Origin of the sequence: Corynebacterium sp. HMSC074A09 (assembly GCF_001811545.1) — a bacterium.
In the GTDB taxonomy this organism is placed as follows: domain Bacteria; phylum Actinomycetota; class Actinomycetes; order Mycobacteriales; family Mycobacteriaceae; genus Corynebacterium; species Corynebacterium hiratae.
Window position 1 is genome coordinate 48,967 of the sequence record NZ_KV805099.1, and the last position, 15,103, is coordinate 64,069.

Annotated in this window: 13 protein-coding genes; 4 read left to right on the forward strand and 9 right to left on the reverse strand. The window is 60.6% G+C overall.

All coding sequences use genetic code 11. The features are described 5' to 3' along the window. Window positions 1-12 precede the first annotated feature (12 nt). On the forward strand, window positions 13-1,365 hold the full coding sequence (locus HMPREF2807_RS01170; RefSeq protein ID WP_082254414.1) for a nicotinate phosphoribosyltransferase: 1,353 nt from the start codon (window positions 13-15) through the stop codon (window positions 1,363-1,365). A gap of 36 nt (window positions 1,366-1,401) precedes the next feature. Continuing rightward, entirely contained in the window at window positions 1,402-3,363 is a 1,962-nt protein-coding gene (locus HMPREF2807_RS01175) for an ATP-dependent DNA helicase (protein ID WP_070509767.1), read from the forward strand. On the opposite strand, the gene HMPREF2807_RS01180 is transcribed toward HMPREF2807_RS01175, so the two are convergent. The 4 genes from HMPREF2807_RS01180 to nrdF form a co-directional block, all read right to left on the reverse strand. Continuing rightward, window positions 3,360-4,085, reverse strand: a complete 726-nt coding sequence (locus HMPREF2807_RS01180; protein WP_070509768.1) for a peptidyl-tRNA hydrolase — start codon at window positions 4,083-4,085, stop codon at window positions 3,360-3,362. The genes HMPREF2807_RS01175 and HMPREF2807_RS01180 overlap by 4 nt on opposite strands. Beyond that, the gene (serB, locus tag HMPREF2807_RS01185; RefSeq protein ID WP_070509770.1) at window positions 4,078-5,271 is read right to left on the reverse strand and encodes a phosphoserine phosphatase SerB; all 1,194 of its coding nucleotides are present in this window, start codon (window positions 5,269-5,271) and stop codon (window positions 4,078-4,080) included. The genes HMPREF2807_RS01180 and serB overlap by 8 nt, the downstream gene beginning before the upstream one ends. Window positions 5,272-5,374: 103 nt before the next feature. Then, the gene (gene ctaD / locus HMPREF2807_RS01190) at window positions 5,375-7,066 is read right to left on the reverse strand and encodes an aa3-type cytochrome oxidase subunit I (RefSeq protein WP_070509772.1); all 1,692 of its coding nucleotides are present in this window, start codon (window positions 7,064-7,066) and stop codon (window positions 5,375-5,377) included. Between the two features lie 351 nt (window positions 7,067-7,417). Then, complete coding sequence (gene nrdF, locus HMPREF2807_RS01195) at window positions 7,418-8,407, reverse strand: class 1b ribonucleoside-diphosphate reductase subunit beta (protein WP_046647383.1); 990 nt, start codon at window positions 8,405-8,407, stop codon at window positions 7,418-7,420. 125 nt (window positions 8,408-8,532) lie between these two features. On the opposite strand from nrdF, the gene HMPREF2807_RS01200 reads away from it, so the two are divergent. Further along, entirely contained in the window at window positions 8,533-9,222 is a 690-nt protein-coding gene (locus HMPREF2807_RS01200; RefSeq protein ID WP_070509775.1) for a FadR/GntR family transcriptional regulator, read from the forward strand. Here the strand turns inward: HMPREF2807_RS01200 and nrdE are convergent. The 4 genes from nrdE to ykgO form a co-directional block, all read right to left on the reverse strand. Further along, on the reverse strand, window positions 9,219-11,381 hold the full coding sequence (gene nrdE / locus HMPREF2807_RS01205) for a class 1b ribonucleoside-diphosphate reductase subunit alpha (RefSeq protein ID WP_070509791.1): 2,163 nt from the start codon (window positions 11,379-11,381) through the stop codon (window positions 9,219-9,221). The two genes, HMPREF2807_RS01200 and nrdE, sit on opposite strands and share 4 nt — an antisense overlap. Before the next feature lie 63 nt (window positions 11,382-11,444). Further along, window positions 11,445-11,870, reverse strand: a complete 426-nt coding sequence (gene nrdI, locus HMPREF2807_RS01210; protein ID WP_070509778.1) for a class Ib ribonucleoside-diphosphate reductase assembly flavoprotein NrdI — start codon at window positions 11,868-11,870, stop codon at window positions 11,445-11,447. A 9-nt stretch (window positions 11,871-11,879) separates the two neighbouring features. After that, on the reverse strand, window positions 11,880-12,119 hold the full coding sequence (nrdH, locus tag HMPREF2807_RS01215; protein WP_046647387.1) for a glutaredoxin-like protein NrdH: 240 nt from the start codon (window positions 12,117-12,119) through the stop codon (window positions 11,880-11,882). Window positions 12,120-12,559: 440 nt separating this feature from the next. Further along, window positions 12,560-12,682, reverse strand: a complete 123-nt coding sequence (ykgO, locus tag HMPREF2807_RS01220) for a type B 50S ribosomal protein L36 (RefSeq protein ID WP_003847162.1) — start codon at window positions 12,680-12,682, stop codon at window positions 12,560-12,562. A 217-nt stretch (window positions 12,683-12,899) separates the two neighbouring features. On the opposite strand from ykgO, the gene nadE reads away from it, so the two are divergent. Beyond that, a complete protein-coding gene (nadE, locus tag HMPREF2807_RS01225; RefSeq protein ID WP_369816130.1) occupies window positions 12,900-13,715 on the forward strand; it encodes an ammonia-dependent NAD(+) synthetase in 816 nt (271 codons plus the stop codon). A gap of 16 nt (window positions 13,716-13,731) precedes the next feature. Here the strand turns inward: nadE and HMPREF2807_RS01230 are convergent, their stop codons facing one another. Further along, entirely contained in the window at window positions 13,732-14,457 is a 726-nt protein-coding gene (locus tag HMPREF2807_RS01230) for a fructosamine kinase family protein (RefSeq protein WP_175973587.1), read from the reverse strand. Window positions 14,458-15,103: the final 646 nt, after the last annotated feature.

Consider the following 15,103-nt stretch of genomic DNA (forward strand, 5'->3'; position numbering starts at 1 on the left):
AGCATCTTCGATGTGACTACTACCTCAGATAACGTCCGGGATGCCGGAAACGACCCTGCAGATCGTTCCACGGCCCTTCTTACCGATAAGTACGAGCTGACCATGCTGCAAGCGGCGCTGCGCGATGGCTCCGCGCACCGCCAGGTAGCCTGCGAAGTTTTTGCCCGCCGCCTTCCCAACGAACGGCGCTACGGCGTTGTTGCCGGCACCGAGCGCGTACTGCGCGCCGTCCGAGACTTCCGCTTCACGGCCCAACAGCTGGCGGAGATGGACTTCCTGGATGCTCCAACCAAGGAATACCTGGCCAATTACCGTTTTTCCGGGCAGATCGATGGCTACCGGGAAGGCGAGCTGTACTTCCCCAACTCGCCACTGCTGACCGTGCGCGGCACCTTCGGTGAGTGTCTCATCCTGGAAACCGTGATCCTCTCCATCATGAATTCCGATTCCGCGGTGGCCTCCGCGGCCTCCCGCATGGTGGTTGCCGCGGACGGCCGTCCCATCATTGAGATGGGCTCGCGCCGCACGCACGAATACGCCGCGGTGACTGCTGCCCGCGCCGCCTATCTGGCTGGCTTCCAGGCCACCTCCAACTTGGAGGCCGGCTACCGCTATGACATTCCGGTCTCCGGTACAGCGGCGCACGCGTGGACGCTGGCACACGTCAACGAGGACGGCACCCCGAACGAGGAGGCCGCCTTCCGCGGGCAGATCGAAACTCTCGGCGTGGATACGACCCTGTTGGTGGATACCTATGACATCACCAAGGGCGTGGAAACCGCCGTCAAGGTGGCCGGACCCGAGCTGGGCGGCGTGCGGATCGATTCCGGCGATTTGGCCGCGGTCACCCGCCGTGTGCGCAAGCAGCTCGATGATTTGGGCAACCACAACACCAAGATCGTGGTCTCCTCCGACCTGGATGAGTTCGCCATCGCCGGTCTGCGCGGCGATCCCGTCGACGTCTACGGCGTGGGCACCTCGGTGGTCACCGGCTCGGGCGCCCCGACTGCTGGGATGGTCTACAAGGTCGTCGAGGTCGATGGCCATCCAGTGGCCAAGCGTTCCTCCTCGAAGAAGTCGCAGGGCGGGTCAAAGCGCGCCCTGCGCACCTACCGCTCCTCCGGGGTGGCCGTCGAGGAGCTCGTGCTCCCCTTCTCCTCCGAGAACCCAGAGACCGGGACGCTGCGCACCCGCGAGATGACGGTGCCGCTGATGCGCGACGGCGAGATCCTCGACAACCTGCCTACCCTCGAGGAATCCCGCGAGTACCTGGCCCAGGCCATCACCACCCTGCCGTGGGAGGGCCTCGCACTCACCCGCGATGAGCCCGCGGTTCCCACCCGCTTTATCGGCTTCGACGCTTAGGAAGTACGCGCGGGAAGACCGACTACACTGGCACCAATGCAGGACACAACGGTTGACCTCCTTGACGCCGCAGTCTCCGCCCTCGGTGGCTCGCGGCGCCCCGGCCAGGTGCGCATGGCGACGGCCGTGACCACTGCGTTGGAGAAAGAGCGCCACCTCGCCGTGCAGGCAGGAACAGGCACAGGTAAGTCCTTGGCCTACCTTGTGCCTGCCTTCCGCCACGCACAGGAAACCGGTCACACCGTCATCGTCTCCACCGCCACGCTGGCGCTCCAACGCCAGCTGGTGGAGCGGGACCTTCCACGTCTGGCCGAGGCCCTCGAGCCGCACCTAGAAAAGAAGCCGACCTTCGCCATCATGAAGGGCCGCTCCAACTACGTCTGCCTCAACAAAGTCTCCCGCGCCGCTGAGCTTGAGGACGAGGACGCCTTGCTCGACGAAGACGCTGTTTCCCACCTCGGCCGCCACGTCCAGCGCGTCTACGAGTGGGCGGAAGACACCGAGACTGGTGACCGCGAGGACTTGGAACCGGGCGTGCCAGACTTAGCGTGGCGGCAGGTATCCGTCACCTCGAACGAGTGCCTCGGTGCCACGCGCTGCCCGCACGGCGAAGACTGCTTCGCGGAGCTCGCACGGCGCCGCGCGGCCGACGTCGATATCGTCGTCACCAACCACGCCCTGCTCGCCATCGACGCGGTGGCGGATATCAATATCCTGCCCGAACACGACGTCGTTATCATCGACGAGGCCCACGAGCTGGACGGCCGCATCACCTCGGTCTCCACCGCCGAGATCACCGGGCGCGCGCTCAAGATGGCGGCCAGCCGCGCCAAGTCCCTCGGTGCCAACGGCAAAGACCAACGGCTGAGCGAGCAAGCCAACGAGCTGAGCCAACTGCTCGCAGGGTTCGCACCGGGCCGCTGGACCGACCTTCCAGAGGAGGCCAAGCAGCAACTCATGGGCCTCGCGGATACCCTGGCCGATTGCCGCGAGACCATTGCCCGCACCCCCGAGGGCGAACAGGCCCAAGATCCGGAAAAATTCGCCGAGCGCCAGAACCTGGCCAACCACCTCGCCGGCCTCGTCGAGGCCATCGCCCGCATCCTCGACGTCTTCGCCACCGGTGACCCCGCAGCACACGCCGACGTGGTGTGGCTGGAGCGCGATGAGCGCACGCTGAACGACACCCTGGCCGTCGCCCCGCTCTCTATCGCCGGCATGTTGCACGAAAAGCTTTTCGGCGAACAGACCGTCGTGCTGACCTCCGCCACGCTGGCCCTAGGCGGGCGCTTCGATGCCATGGCTGCGCAGTGGGGCCTGCCGAAAGGCACGTGGGACAGCCTCGACGTGGGCTATCCCTTTGACCCCGCGCGCAGCGGCATCCTCTATACCGCAGCACACCTGCCGCAGCCGGGCCGCGATGGGCTGAGTCCCCAAACCCTCCAAGAGATCCGCGAGCTCATCATGGCCGCCGGCGGACGCACGCTCGGGCTCTTCTCCTCGCGGCGGGCCGCGCAGCAGGCAGCCGAAGAACTCAAGCCCACCATCCCCTTCGACATCTACCTCCAGGGCGAGGATTCCATCGGTGCGCTCGTGGACAAGTTTACGAAGAACGAAAACTCCTGCCTCTTCGGCACGCTCACGCTCTGGCAGGGCGTCGACGTGCCGGGACCCTCCTGTTCCCTGGTCCTCATCGATCGCATCCCCTTCCCCCGCCCGGATAACCCACTCATGCAAGCCCGAACCGAGGCTGCAAAGGCGGCAGGGCGCAATGGATTCATGGAGGTTTCCGCGACACACGCGGCGCTGCTCATGGCCCAAGGCGCGGGCCGCCTGCTGCGCTCCACTGCGGACCGCGGAGTCGTCGCCGTGCTCGATAGCCGCCTAGAGACCAAGCGTTATGGCTCTTACCTGCGGGCCTCCATGCCGCAGATGTGGCCGACGAGCGACCCGCAGGTCGTGCGCGGGGCGCTCAAGCGCCTGGTCGAGGCCCGCTAGGGGCGAGGCAGCGCGCAGACCGTGGCTGAGTCCGGGGCGACCTCGGTGAAACCTGCGTCATGCACCACCACCGCATCGGGGCGCGCGCACGCCGCGGCAAAATCCGCTGGGGCAATCTCGCGCACGGACAGCGCGAAATCCTGCGCCGCCCAACCTTCTACTTCCTCAACGCTCATCGCCGCGGCCAGCAACATCGAGCCGTGTCCCACCTGCGCGGCGGCCTTTCCGGCGCTCATGGTGAGGGAGGCGTCGATGTAGATCACGGGGGCGTCGGCAAGCGCGGGGCCCGGGGCATCCTGGGGGAGATCGGTATGGCCGATCTGCAGCTTGGCGACGAGCGGATGCACGTCCTGTACCGCCGAAGGAACGAACACTCGCGCGCGGTCAGCAACCGTGACCCCAGGCAGAGCCTGGACATCGCGCCAGGCCTTGTTGCGGGCGCGGCGCGCCACCTTGCGGATGCGGTGCCCATACCACTGCCCCAAGGCCTCGGCGAAGGCCCCATCTTGCCCGGCCCGATCGTCGAGGCAGAGCTTGACGACGCCCCTCGCCGCCGCTTCCAGCACCTCCGTGCGCGCCGGCGGGTCCTGCTTGGGCAGGTTGAGCGCTATCTGCATCGCCTGGATGGTCTCGGGCTTATCGGGATCCTCGGGATCATCGCGCCAGTTGCGCTCACTGCACGCATCCACGAGGCGCCGATGGGCCTCGCGGAGGTTATTCACTAGCGACTTCCTCCATGGGGATGCCGAGAATCTGCAGGATTTCGTCCATGTAGGGGTGGTTAACAGAGGCATCTGCCACCTCGCGCAGGGCGGGCTTGGCGTTGAAGGCAATGCCCAGGCCGGCAGCGGAAATCATGTCGATATCGTTGGCACCATCGCCCACAGCAACGGTCTGCCGCATGCTCAGGCCCGAATCCGCAGCGAACTCTCGCAGGAACATCTCCTTGGCCTTGCGGTCCACCACGTCCCCGATGACCCGGCCGGTGAGCTTGCCGTCCTCGATTTCCAGGGTGTTGGCGCGCACGTAGTCAAGGTCGAGCTCTTTAGCTAGATCCTCGAGGACCTGAATGAAGCCGCCAGACACCACCGCAACCCGGTAACCCATGCGCTTGAGCGTGCGGATGGTGGTGCGCACGCCTGGGGTCAGACGAATATCGTTGGCGGTTTCCTTAATGACCGATTCCGGCAACCCGGCCAAGGCGGCGACGCGCTCGCGGAGAGACTCTTCGAAGTCCAGCTCACCGCGCATAGCGCGCTCCGTCACGGCGGCAACCTCTGCCTCCTTGCCGGCGTGGGCGGCCAACATCTCGATAACCTCGCCGGTGATGAGGGTGGAATCGCAGTCAAAGCAAATAAGCCGCTTTGAGCGGCGTTGCAGGCCGGAGCGCTCGATGGCGATGTCCACGCCCTGCTCCGTGGCCAAGCGGGCCAACATGGCGCGAACAGGGTCAGAGGAGCCATCGATCGTGATGTAGAGCTCCAGGCCGTTGAGCGGGTACGTGGACAGGCCGCGGATGCGGTCGATGTTGACATCGAGGTTGGCCAACTCTTTGGCAATCGCCGACATGTGGCTTGCGTTGACTTGACGGCCCAGCACCACGACGACGTGTGTCGAGCGCGGGCGGGAGGTGGCTTCCTCCTCCCGGGGCTCCACGGTGATGGACTGCGCATAGATGCTCAACGTGTTGCGCAGCCCCTGCTCCATGGCCTCCAGACGCGAGGCGCTGACACGGATGTACGCAGAGAGGGAGATGCGGCCGGAGAAGATGGCCTGTTCGGCGTCGACAAGCTCGACGTTATGGGAGCTAAGAACGCGGAAGAAGGCGGCAGACACGCCTGGTTTGTCGGGACCTGAGGCGGTGACAACGGCGAAAACTTGTTCACTTTGATTATCCACGGGCCTCATTATCGCACACCGCGATCCTGGAATCTCCACCAACGGCAAACGCCGCCACCCCATCGCTGTGATGGGGTGGCGGCGTTTTCAGGAGTACTCAGCTAGTGAGTGCTTAGTGCCCGACGTGTGCTTCCTCGCGCATGCGCTTAACCATGTGCGGGTAGTGCAGCTCGAAGGCCGGGCGCTCAGAACGGATGCGCGGCAGGGACACGAAGTTGTGGCGCGGCGGCGGGCAGGAGGTAGCCCACTCGAGGGAGTTGCCGTAGCCCCACGGATCGTCCACGGTGACGATCTCGCCGTAGCGCCAGGACTTGAAGACGTTCCAGACCAGCGGGATAACCGAAGCGCCCAGGACGAAGGAGAAGATGGTGGAAATCTGGTTGAAGACCGTGAAGCCATCAGACTCCAGGTAGTCGGCGTAACGACGCGGCATACCCATGTTGCCCACCCAGTGCTGAACCAGGAAGGTGCCGTGGAAGCCGATGAAGGTCAGCCAGAAGTGGATCTTGCCCAGACGCTCATCCAACATGCGGCCGGTCATCTTCGGGAACCAGAAGTACAGACCACCGAAGGCGGAGAAGACCACGGTACCGAACAGGGTGTAGTGGAAGTGAGCGATAAGGAAGTAGGACTCTGCGAGGTGGAAGTCCAACGCCGGGGAGGCCAGCATAATACCGGTCATACCACCGAAGAGGAAGGTGGTCAGGAAGCCCATGGCGAAGATCATCGGGGTATCCCAGGTGATGTGGCCCTTCCACATGGTGCCGACCCAGTTGAAGAACTTCACGCCGGTCGGAACCGCAATCAGGAAGGTCATAAAGGAGAAGAACGGCAGCAGGATGGCGCCAGTCACGAACATGTGGTGTGCCCACACAGCCATGGACAGAGCACCAATGGCCAGCAGGGCGAAGACGAGGCCGATGTAGCCGAAGACCGGCTTACGGGAGAAGACCGGGACAATCTCAGAGATAATGCCGAAGAACGGCAGTGCGAGGACGTAGACCTCTGGGTGGCCGAAGAACCAGAAGAGGTGCTGCCACAGGATGGCGCCGCCGTTGGCAGAGTCATAGATGTGGCCGCCCAGCTTGCGGTCATACAGAACACCCAGAGCCGCAGCAGTCAGCAGCGGGAAGATCATCAGCACGATGATGGAAGCGGTAAAGATAGCCCAGGTGAAAACCGGCAGACGGAACATGGTCATGCCCGGCGCACGCAGGGTGAGAATCGTGGTGATCATGTTGATGGCGGAAGCAATGGTACCGACACCGGTAGCACCCACACCAACGATCCACATGTCCGCGCCGATGCCCGGGGTGTGGACGGAATCAGCCAGCGGCATGTACATGGTCCAGCCGAAGTCAGCAGCGCCGCCCGGGGTCAAGAAGCCCGCGAGCATAACAATGCCGCCGGTCAGGGTAATCCAGAAGCCGAAGGCGTTCAGACGCGGGAAGGCCACGTCCGGTGCGCCAATCTGCAGGGGCATAACGTAGTTACCGAATGCCCACACCACTGGTGTAGCAAACAGCAGCAGCATGACAGTGCCGTGCATGGTGAACAGCTGGTTGAACTGCTCGTTGGACAGGAACTGCAGTCCTGGGGTGAAAAGCTCAGCGCGAAGCAGCAGAGCCATGAATCCACCGAGGAAGAAGAAGCTGAAGGACATGATCATGTACATGATGCCCAGCTGCTTGTGGTCGGTGGTGGTTAGCATCATCCAAGCCTTGGAACCGGTCTTTGCGTTACCAGTCGGCTCTGGACGTGTAGGCGCGACGTAATCGTCGAGCCGTGGCGCCACAGCGGTCATAAAATCCTCCTGAAGAACAAGTGCTTAACCACATCGGCATCACGCGTTTTCTCGCGCCACACACTCAGTGGTCAAACACCTAGGTTTACTCGCATTATATTAGGCCACCTCAGGGCCGAATTTCCAGCGCTCTGTTATTTTCCGCCAACCTTGCTAACCCCGTTTGGAGCAGATAACGCCATGTACGTGGCCAACTGCCCACACTACGCCCTAGCATACGGTGATCTAGAACACAGCAACGCGGGGGTGTCGTCCCCCAAAACCCGAAAACGCACCCCCTGAAAGAATCAACCTTTCGGATGATCCCTGCCAGAAGGTGCGGTACGGCGACAGGTAAATGCGAGGAACTAGCTAGAAGTCCCAGTCATCATCGGTCGTTTCCTCCGCCTTACCAATGACATAGGAGGAGCCGGAGCCGGAGAAGAAGTCGTGGTTCTCGTCCGCGTTCGGGGACAGCGAGGACAGGATGGCCGGAGACACGCGGGTCTCATCAGCCGGGAACAGCCCCTCGAAGCCGAGGTTGTTCAGAGCCTTGTTGGCGTTGTAGCGAAGGAAGCGCTTCACATCTTCGGTCCAGCCCAGCTCGTCATACAGATCCTCGGTGTAGTCGATCTCGTTCTCGTAGAGGTCGTAGAGCAGGTCGAAGGCATAGCCCTTCATTTCCTCCTGCTCCGGCCCCGACAGCTTCTTGTACCCCTGCTGGAACTTGTAGCCGATGTAATAGCCGTGGACGGCCTCATCGCGGATGATGAGGCGAATGATATCCGCGGTGTTCGTCAGCTTCGCGCGCGAAGAGAAGTGCATCGGCAGGAAGAAACCGGAGTAGAAGAGGAAGGACTCCAGCAGCGTGGAGGCGACCTTCTTCTTCAGCGGATTGTCACCCTGGTAATAGGACATAACAATCTTGGCCTTGCGCTGCAGGTTCTCATTTTCCTCAGACCAGCGGAAAGCATCGTTGATCATCGGGGTCGACGCTAGCGTCATGAAGATATTGGAGTAGGACTTCGCGTGCACCGACTCCATGAAGGCGATGTTGGTGTAGACGGCCTCTTCGTGGGGCGTGACGGCGTCGGGAAGCAGCGATACCGCACCCACGGTGCCCTGGATAGTGTCGAGCAACGTCAGGCCAGCGAAGACGCGCATGGTGGTCTCCTGTTCCTTCTCCGTGAGCGTCTTCCAGCTCTGGATGTCGTTGGACACCGGGACCTTCTCTGGGAGCCAGAAGTTGCCGGTTAGACGATCCCACACCTCAAGATCCTTCTCATCTGGAATGGTGTTCCAGTTGATTGCCTTCACCGGAGCCTCGTGGCTGGCGATGTAATCGTCGTACTCGTGAGACACGCACGTCACCTCGTCTTACTAGTAATTTGTGAGTCTGGTGCCATCGTACCCGGTAAAACTAGGGGCCAAAATTCCTGCGTGTTTTATACTTAAGCCCTACTCCCACGACCCCGAGTTTCGATGGAATGACTGAACCCTCCACTCCCCTACTCAGCACCGTTTTGGACGCGTTGGGCACTGATATCGTCAGTGGCGCCCTCCCCGCCGGTGAACGTTTTACGCTCAACGACCTCTGCGAACGCTTCGGCATTTCCCGAACCGTGGCGCGCGAAGCCATGCGCGCACTGGAGCAACTGGGAATGGTCTCTTCCTCGCGCCGCGTCGGCATTACGGTGCTCCCCATCAGCGAATGGGCGGTCTACGATCCCGCCATCATTTCGTGGCGCCTGGGCTCGGAGAAAGCGCGCGATAGCCAGCGCACCTCCCTTAATGATCTGCGCCTTGCCATCGAGCCTGTCGCCGCGGGCTTAGCCGCACAGCACGCCTCCCCTGAAGATAAGGAAGAGATTCTGGAGCTGGCCCAGCGCCTCCAGGTCACGCCCACGCGGCGCGTCGGCGAGCACCTCGCCACAGATCTGCGCTTCCACGCCATGGTCCTCCACGCCTCAGGCAATGAGATGTTCTCAGCGCTGAGCCCCTACCTGCTCTCCATGGTGCGCGGGCGTTCGCTCTATGGTTCCCGCAAGCGAAACCCGACGGCCGGTACCGCCCAACTTCATCTCGATTTGGCAGAAGCCATCAACCGCGGCGACTCACCTGAGGCAGAAAAAATCGCACGCGCCATCTTGCTTGAGGCGCGTGCGAATAAGGGTTAGAGCATGCAGGAAACGCAGCCCTCAATCTCAGTACCTTCCAGAGCCATCTGGCGCAGGCGGATGTAGTAAAGGGTCTTAATGCCCTTGCGCCAAGCGTAAATCTGGGCGCGGTTGATATCGCGGGTAGTAGCGGTGTCCTTGAAGAACAGCGTCAGCGACAGACCTTGGTCAACATACTTCGTGGCCTCGGCGTAGGTATCGATGATCTTCTCGTAGCCGATCTCGTAGGAGTCCTTGAAGTACTCCAGGTTGTCGTTGTCCATGTGCGGCGCCGGGTAGTAGACGCGGCCGATCTTGCCTTCCTTGCGGATCTCAATCTTCGACGCAATCGGGTGAATCGAGGAGGTTGAGTTATTGATGTAGGAGATCGAGCCGGTCGGCGGCACCGCCTGCAGGTTGCGGTTGTAAATGCCATGCTTGGCGACGTCCGCCTTCAGCTCCGCCCACTCCTCTACCGACGGGGTGTGGATGGACGACTTAGCGAAGAGTTCCTTGACCTTCTCCGTGCGGGGAGCAAAGTCGGCCGGATCGTAGCGGTCGAAGAATTCGCCGCTCGCGTATTCAGATTCCGGGAACTCCGTGAAGTATTCGCCGCGTTCACGCGCCAGCTTGTTAGATGCGCGCAGCGCGGCATACATGATGGCCGCAAAGTAGGCGTTGGTGAAATCGAGGCCTTCCTCCGAGCCGTACTCGATGTGCTCGCGACCGAGATAACCGTGCAGGTTCATCTGCCCCAGGCCAATGGCGTGGGAATCATCGTTGCCCTTGCGCACGGAAGGCACGGAGTTGATGGAGGTCTTGTCTGCCACAGCGGTCAATCCGCGGATGGCCGTTTCCACCGTGAGGGCGAAATCCGGAGAATCCATGGTCGCGGCAATGTTGAGGGAGCCAAGGTTGCAGGAAATGTCACTGCCCAAGGTCTTGTAGGTGAGGTCCTCGTTGAGCTCCGACGGGGAGTTCACCTGCAGAATCTCCGAGCAGAGGTTCGACATGTTGATGCGCCCAGTCTTGACCGGGTTGGCACGGTTCACGGTGTCCTCGAACATGATGTACGGGTATCCGGACTCGAACTGCAGCTCCGCGACGGTCTGGAAGAAGTGACGAGCGTTGATCTTCTTCTTGCGAATACGCGGATCCTCGACCATCTCTTCGTAGTGCTCGGTGACGGAAATATCGCCGAAGGCCTTACCGTAGACCCGCTCAACATCGTACGGGCTGAACAGATACATGTCGTCGTTGTTCTTGGCCAGCTCGAACGTAATATCCGGGATCACGATGCCGAGCGAGAGAGTCTTGATACGGATCTTCTCATCCGCGTTCTCGCGCTTGGTGTCGAGGAAGTTCATGATGTCCGGGTGATGCGCGTTGAGGTAGACCGCACCAGCACCCTGACGAGCACCCAGCTGGTTGGCGTAGGAGAAGGAGTCCTCGAGCAGCTTCATTACGGGGATGACGCCGGAAGACTGGTTCTCGATGTGCTTGATGGGTGCGCCCGACTCGCGGATATTAGACAGCAGCAGAGCGACGCCGCCGCCGCGCTTGGACAGCTGCAGAGCAGAGTTAATGGAGCGACCAATCGACTCCATGTTGTCCTCAATACGCAGCAGGAAGCAGGAAACCAGCTCACCGCGCTGCGCCTTGCCGGCGTTGAGGAACGTCGGGGTGGCCGGCTGGAAGCGGCCGGTCATGATCTCATCGACGAGGCGCTCCGCCAGCTTCGTGTCGCCGTCAGCCAAGAACAAGGCAGTCATGGATACACGGTCCTCGAAGCGCTCGAGGTAGCGGCGGCCGTCGAAAGTCTTCAGCGTGTAGGAGGTGTAGTACTTGTAGGCACCCAGGAAGGTCTTAAAGCGGAACTTAAAGGCGTAGGCGCGCTTAAACAGGGACTTGATGAACTCAAAGTCATACTGCTCGATCAGTCCCGGCTCGTAGTACTTGTTTTCTACCAGGTAGCGCATCTTTTCTTCCAAGTCATGGAAGTAGACTGTGTTCTGGTTGACGTGCTGGAGGAAGAACTGGTTCGCGGCCTCGCGGTCCTTGTCGAACTGAATCTTGCCATTCTCGTCATACAGGTTCAGCAGGGCGTTGAGCGCATGGTAGTCCAGCTGCTCTTCCGGCTTCACAGGTTCAGCGACGGTCTTACCCAGTTGCGTGGTCACGACGTTCACGGGCCTTTCTTTGCTATGGCGAAATGGAGAGATGGGTTGGTAGGAATTAAAGCCTTAGGCGGCTAAACCTAAAGCGGCCGCGTTGGCCAAGAGGCCTTCACGGCAAATTGTGACATCTTCCTCGGTTCCGAGAAGTTCGAAGCGGTACACATAAGGAACCTTACACTTGGCTGCGATGACCTCGCCGGCCTTGCCAAAGTCACTGCCGAAGTTGCTGTTACCTCCGGCCACGACGGCACGAATGAAACTGCGGTTGTGTTCGTCATTCAGGAAACGAATGACTTGCCTGGGGACAGGCCGCGTGTTCCGCCCGCTCATCGATACCCCTCCCCCATACGTCGGACAAATCAAGACGTAGGGCTCATTCACAGTGATGGGCTCATCGCTGAGACGCAGCGGGATGCGGACGTTGGGAAGGCCGAGCTTCTCGACGAAGCGGTGGGTGTTTTCTGTAGCGGAAGAGAAATACACGACCAACATGGTTTTGCCCTAGGCGCTCGCCGCCATCGCAGAGAGTGCCTTGATGCGGTCAGGACGGAAGCCGGACCAGTGCTCACCGTGCGCCTCAACGACCGGTGCTTGGACGTACCCCAGAGCCATCACGTAGTCGCGGGCATCATCATCCAGGGAGATATCCACCGTCTCGTATTTGAGGCCAGCACGGTCGAGGGCCTTCTTGGTGGCGTTGCACTGGACACAGGCTGGCTTGGTGTAGAGGGTGATGCTCATGTGACGTTCCTTTAGCTTCCTTCGGCACTACACGCGGAGTGACTGTTGAATTCGATACGAGCAGAGCGTTTAGCGGCTCTGCATGCGAGCTCTGAGCGGTGATGTAGGGCCGCCGCCCGAGCAACATCAACGACACTATACTTTGTGCCCACAACCCGCAACCGACACAATATGTAGTAGTTACATGGCTGGTATTCCCAGGATGTAACTCGGCCCGACCCCACATGTTGACACCCCGCCACAACCCCCACCGCCACGGCGGTAACTACACGGGTGATATTCCCTGCACGTTTACCAAACATTCACTCAGTTTGTGACAAAGTCCACAAATGGGAGCAGGCCACCCCGCGACGCCTCCCCCGATCCCAGCCGGCGAAGGGAGGCATAAAAAAATCCGCCGCCCCACAATGCGGGGACGGCGGACCGAGGACACTCGTTTCTTAGCCCTGGCGAGCCTTGAAGCGCGGATCCTTCTTGTTGATCACGAAGACCTTACCGTGGCGGCGAATAACCTGGGCGCCCGGCTTCTTCTTCAGCGACCGAAGCGACTTGCGAACCTTCATCGGGCGCTCCTTTCGTTATGCGCAATCTTGATGCGATTGATTAGTTCAAAGCACAGCTGGGCAGACACCCAGCAATGACACGAGGAAAAATATTACCCCACGAGTGCCTCATTACCAAAACACTCACGTCACCGAGAACTAGCCACGCCAATTTTTCCCCGAGCCAACCTGGCAGACCCTCGGACCACCGCTGCGCGTGATGGCTACCATGGTCGCTATGACACAAGCATCCAGGGAGCTTCAACAAGAGATCATCGCTGCGCTAGGGACGAAACCTTTCATTGATCCGGCAGAGGAGATTGAACGCCGTGTCGACTTCCTCGCCACGTATCTGCGCAACACCGGCGCTCAGGGCTTTGTTCTCGGTATTTCCGGTGGCCAGGATTCTACCCTTGCCGGCCGCTTGGCCCAGCTGGCCGTCGAGCGTGTCGATGGCGCACACTTTTGGGCCGTACGTCTTCCCCACGGCACGCAAGCGGACGAGGACGATGCGCAAGTAGCGCTCGATTTCATCCAGCCCGATTACCGGCTCACCATCAACATCGCCGACGCCACAGCGGCTCTCGCCGGCGCCGTGGCTTCCGCACTCGACACGGAGCACTTGAACGATTTCAACCGTGGGAATCTCAAGGCGCGCCTGCGCATGTCCGCCCAATATGCGGTGGCTGGTGAGGTCGGCGCACTCGTTATCGGAAGCGACCATGCCGCCGAAAACGTCACGGCTTTCTTTACCAAGTGGGGCGATGGCGCTGCCGACATCCTGCCTCTCGCCGGGCTCAACAAGCGCCAGGGCGCTCAACTTCTCGAGCACCTCGGGGCACCCGAGTCCACGTGGAAGAAGGTTCCTACCGCCGACTTGGAGGATGACCGCCCACAGCTATCTGATGAGGAAGCACTCGGCGTGACCTATGCCCATATCGACGACTACCTCGAGGGCAAGGCCGTGCCTGACGACGCCCGCGAGCGCATCGAAAGCCTCTGGCGCCGCGGCGCCCATAAGCGCGCCATGCCGCCAGGACCCACTAGTGCCTAACGCCTCACAAGGAAGACTATCCGCCCAACGCTTCGAGCGTGGCACGTGCGGCCCGCTCGAGCGGTACATAATACGCGGGACCATGCGTCATCGAATGAACCGCCAGCGGGTGTAGTTGATGCACCGGCACCCACTGGTGATACTCCTCCCCCACCCCATAACCACGCAGTATCTCGCCATAGTACGGCGTGCCAAATAGCTCCAGCATGGCCAAATCCGTCCACGGGTGTCCGCCGTGTGCGGCTGGGTCGATCATCACGGCCGACGAGGCAGTAAACAATACGTTTCCTGCCCACAGGTCGCCATGAATTCGCGCCGGTTTCACGTCCCACTCAACGGCTTTTATAGCCTCGCATGCTTGTCGAACTATCCCCTGTAGCTCTTGAGGCAGTCCTCCTATAAAAGGCGACACCCGCTGCTCGGCGTAGAACTCGCCCCAGGATTCGCATGGTTCGCAGCGTTGTTCCACGCGTCCAATGAAATTCGCGCCCTCCCAGCCCGCCGGCGGCGCGCCGAAAGCGGGCGCTCCTGCTTCATGGACCGTACGGAGCGCAGCACCAAAAGCGCGGGCAGCGAGGGCACTCGGTCGCGACTGCTCAACCCGCCGAGTGCTAATAGATGTGGGGGTGACTTCGGCGACGTCCACGACGACGTCGCCATGCGCCTGCGCCAGCCATCTCAACCCAGCAGCCTCGGCACCAGCTTGATCAGGACGGGACACGGTCTTGGTGAAAACATCCATGTTCCCAGCATAGGAAAAGGCCGGCTCCATAACAGAGACGGCCACTGGTGGAGCTAACGGGATTCCATCGGTTTCTAAATATTACCCCTTGCCTAGCTGGCATTATGCCTATTTAACCTGCATTTATTTTAGGTAATTTCTAACATCATTATATGACACAAAACGGCGCTAGAGTTCCCCGAAGGTTCCCCAATATGCAGAACGAAAACGAAAAGAAAAAGGCCCGAAGTATAAGCCCCATCGTTCGTGGGGGCGAATTGAGCAACGCGGAAAAAATAGGTGGCGTGCCAGTTTCAAACACCAAGGCATTTTGCACAGAGCACCGATCACCTTTAAAGAAAAGAAGGACGCCGAAAGTTGGTTGAACCGCAATAAGGCAGACATCGATAAGGCAGAGGCATCGGGGATTAAATGGATCTCCCCCGCTGAAAAAGAGAAGCTAGAGCTGACAAACAGCACAACCGTGGAACAGCTAATAGACCTTTGGCTAAACGAGAGCGACAGCATTACAAAAGAGAGCACTAGGCAATTCCATCGCCGCCGGATGACAGCCTTCTCCTTGAACTCAACGGAATACCTTCTAGGCATAGTTCAATCCTTCCTTAGCTGAGGAATGTGATGTCTAGCGACTTTTTGGACACGGAGT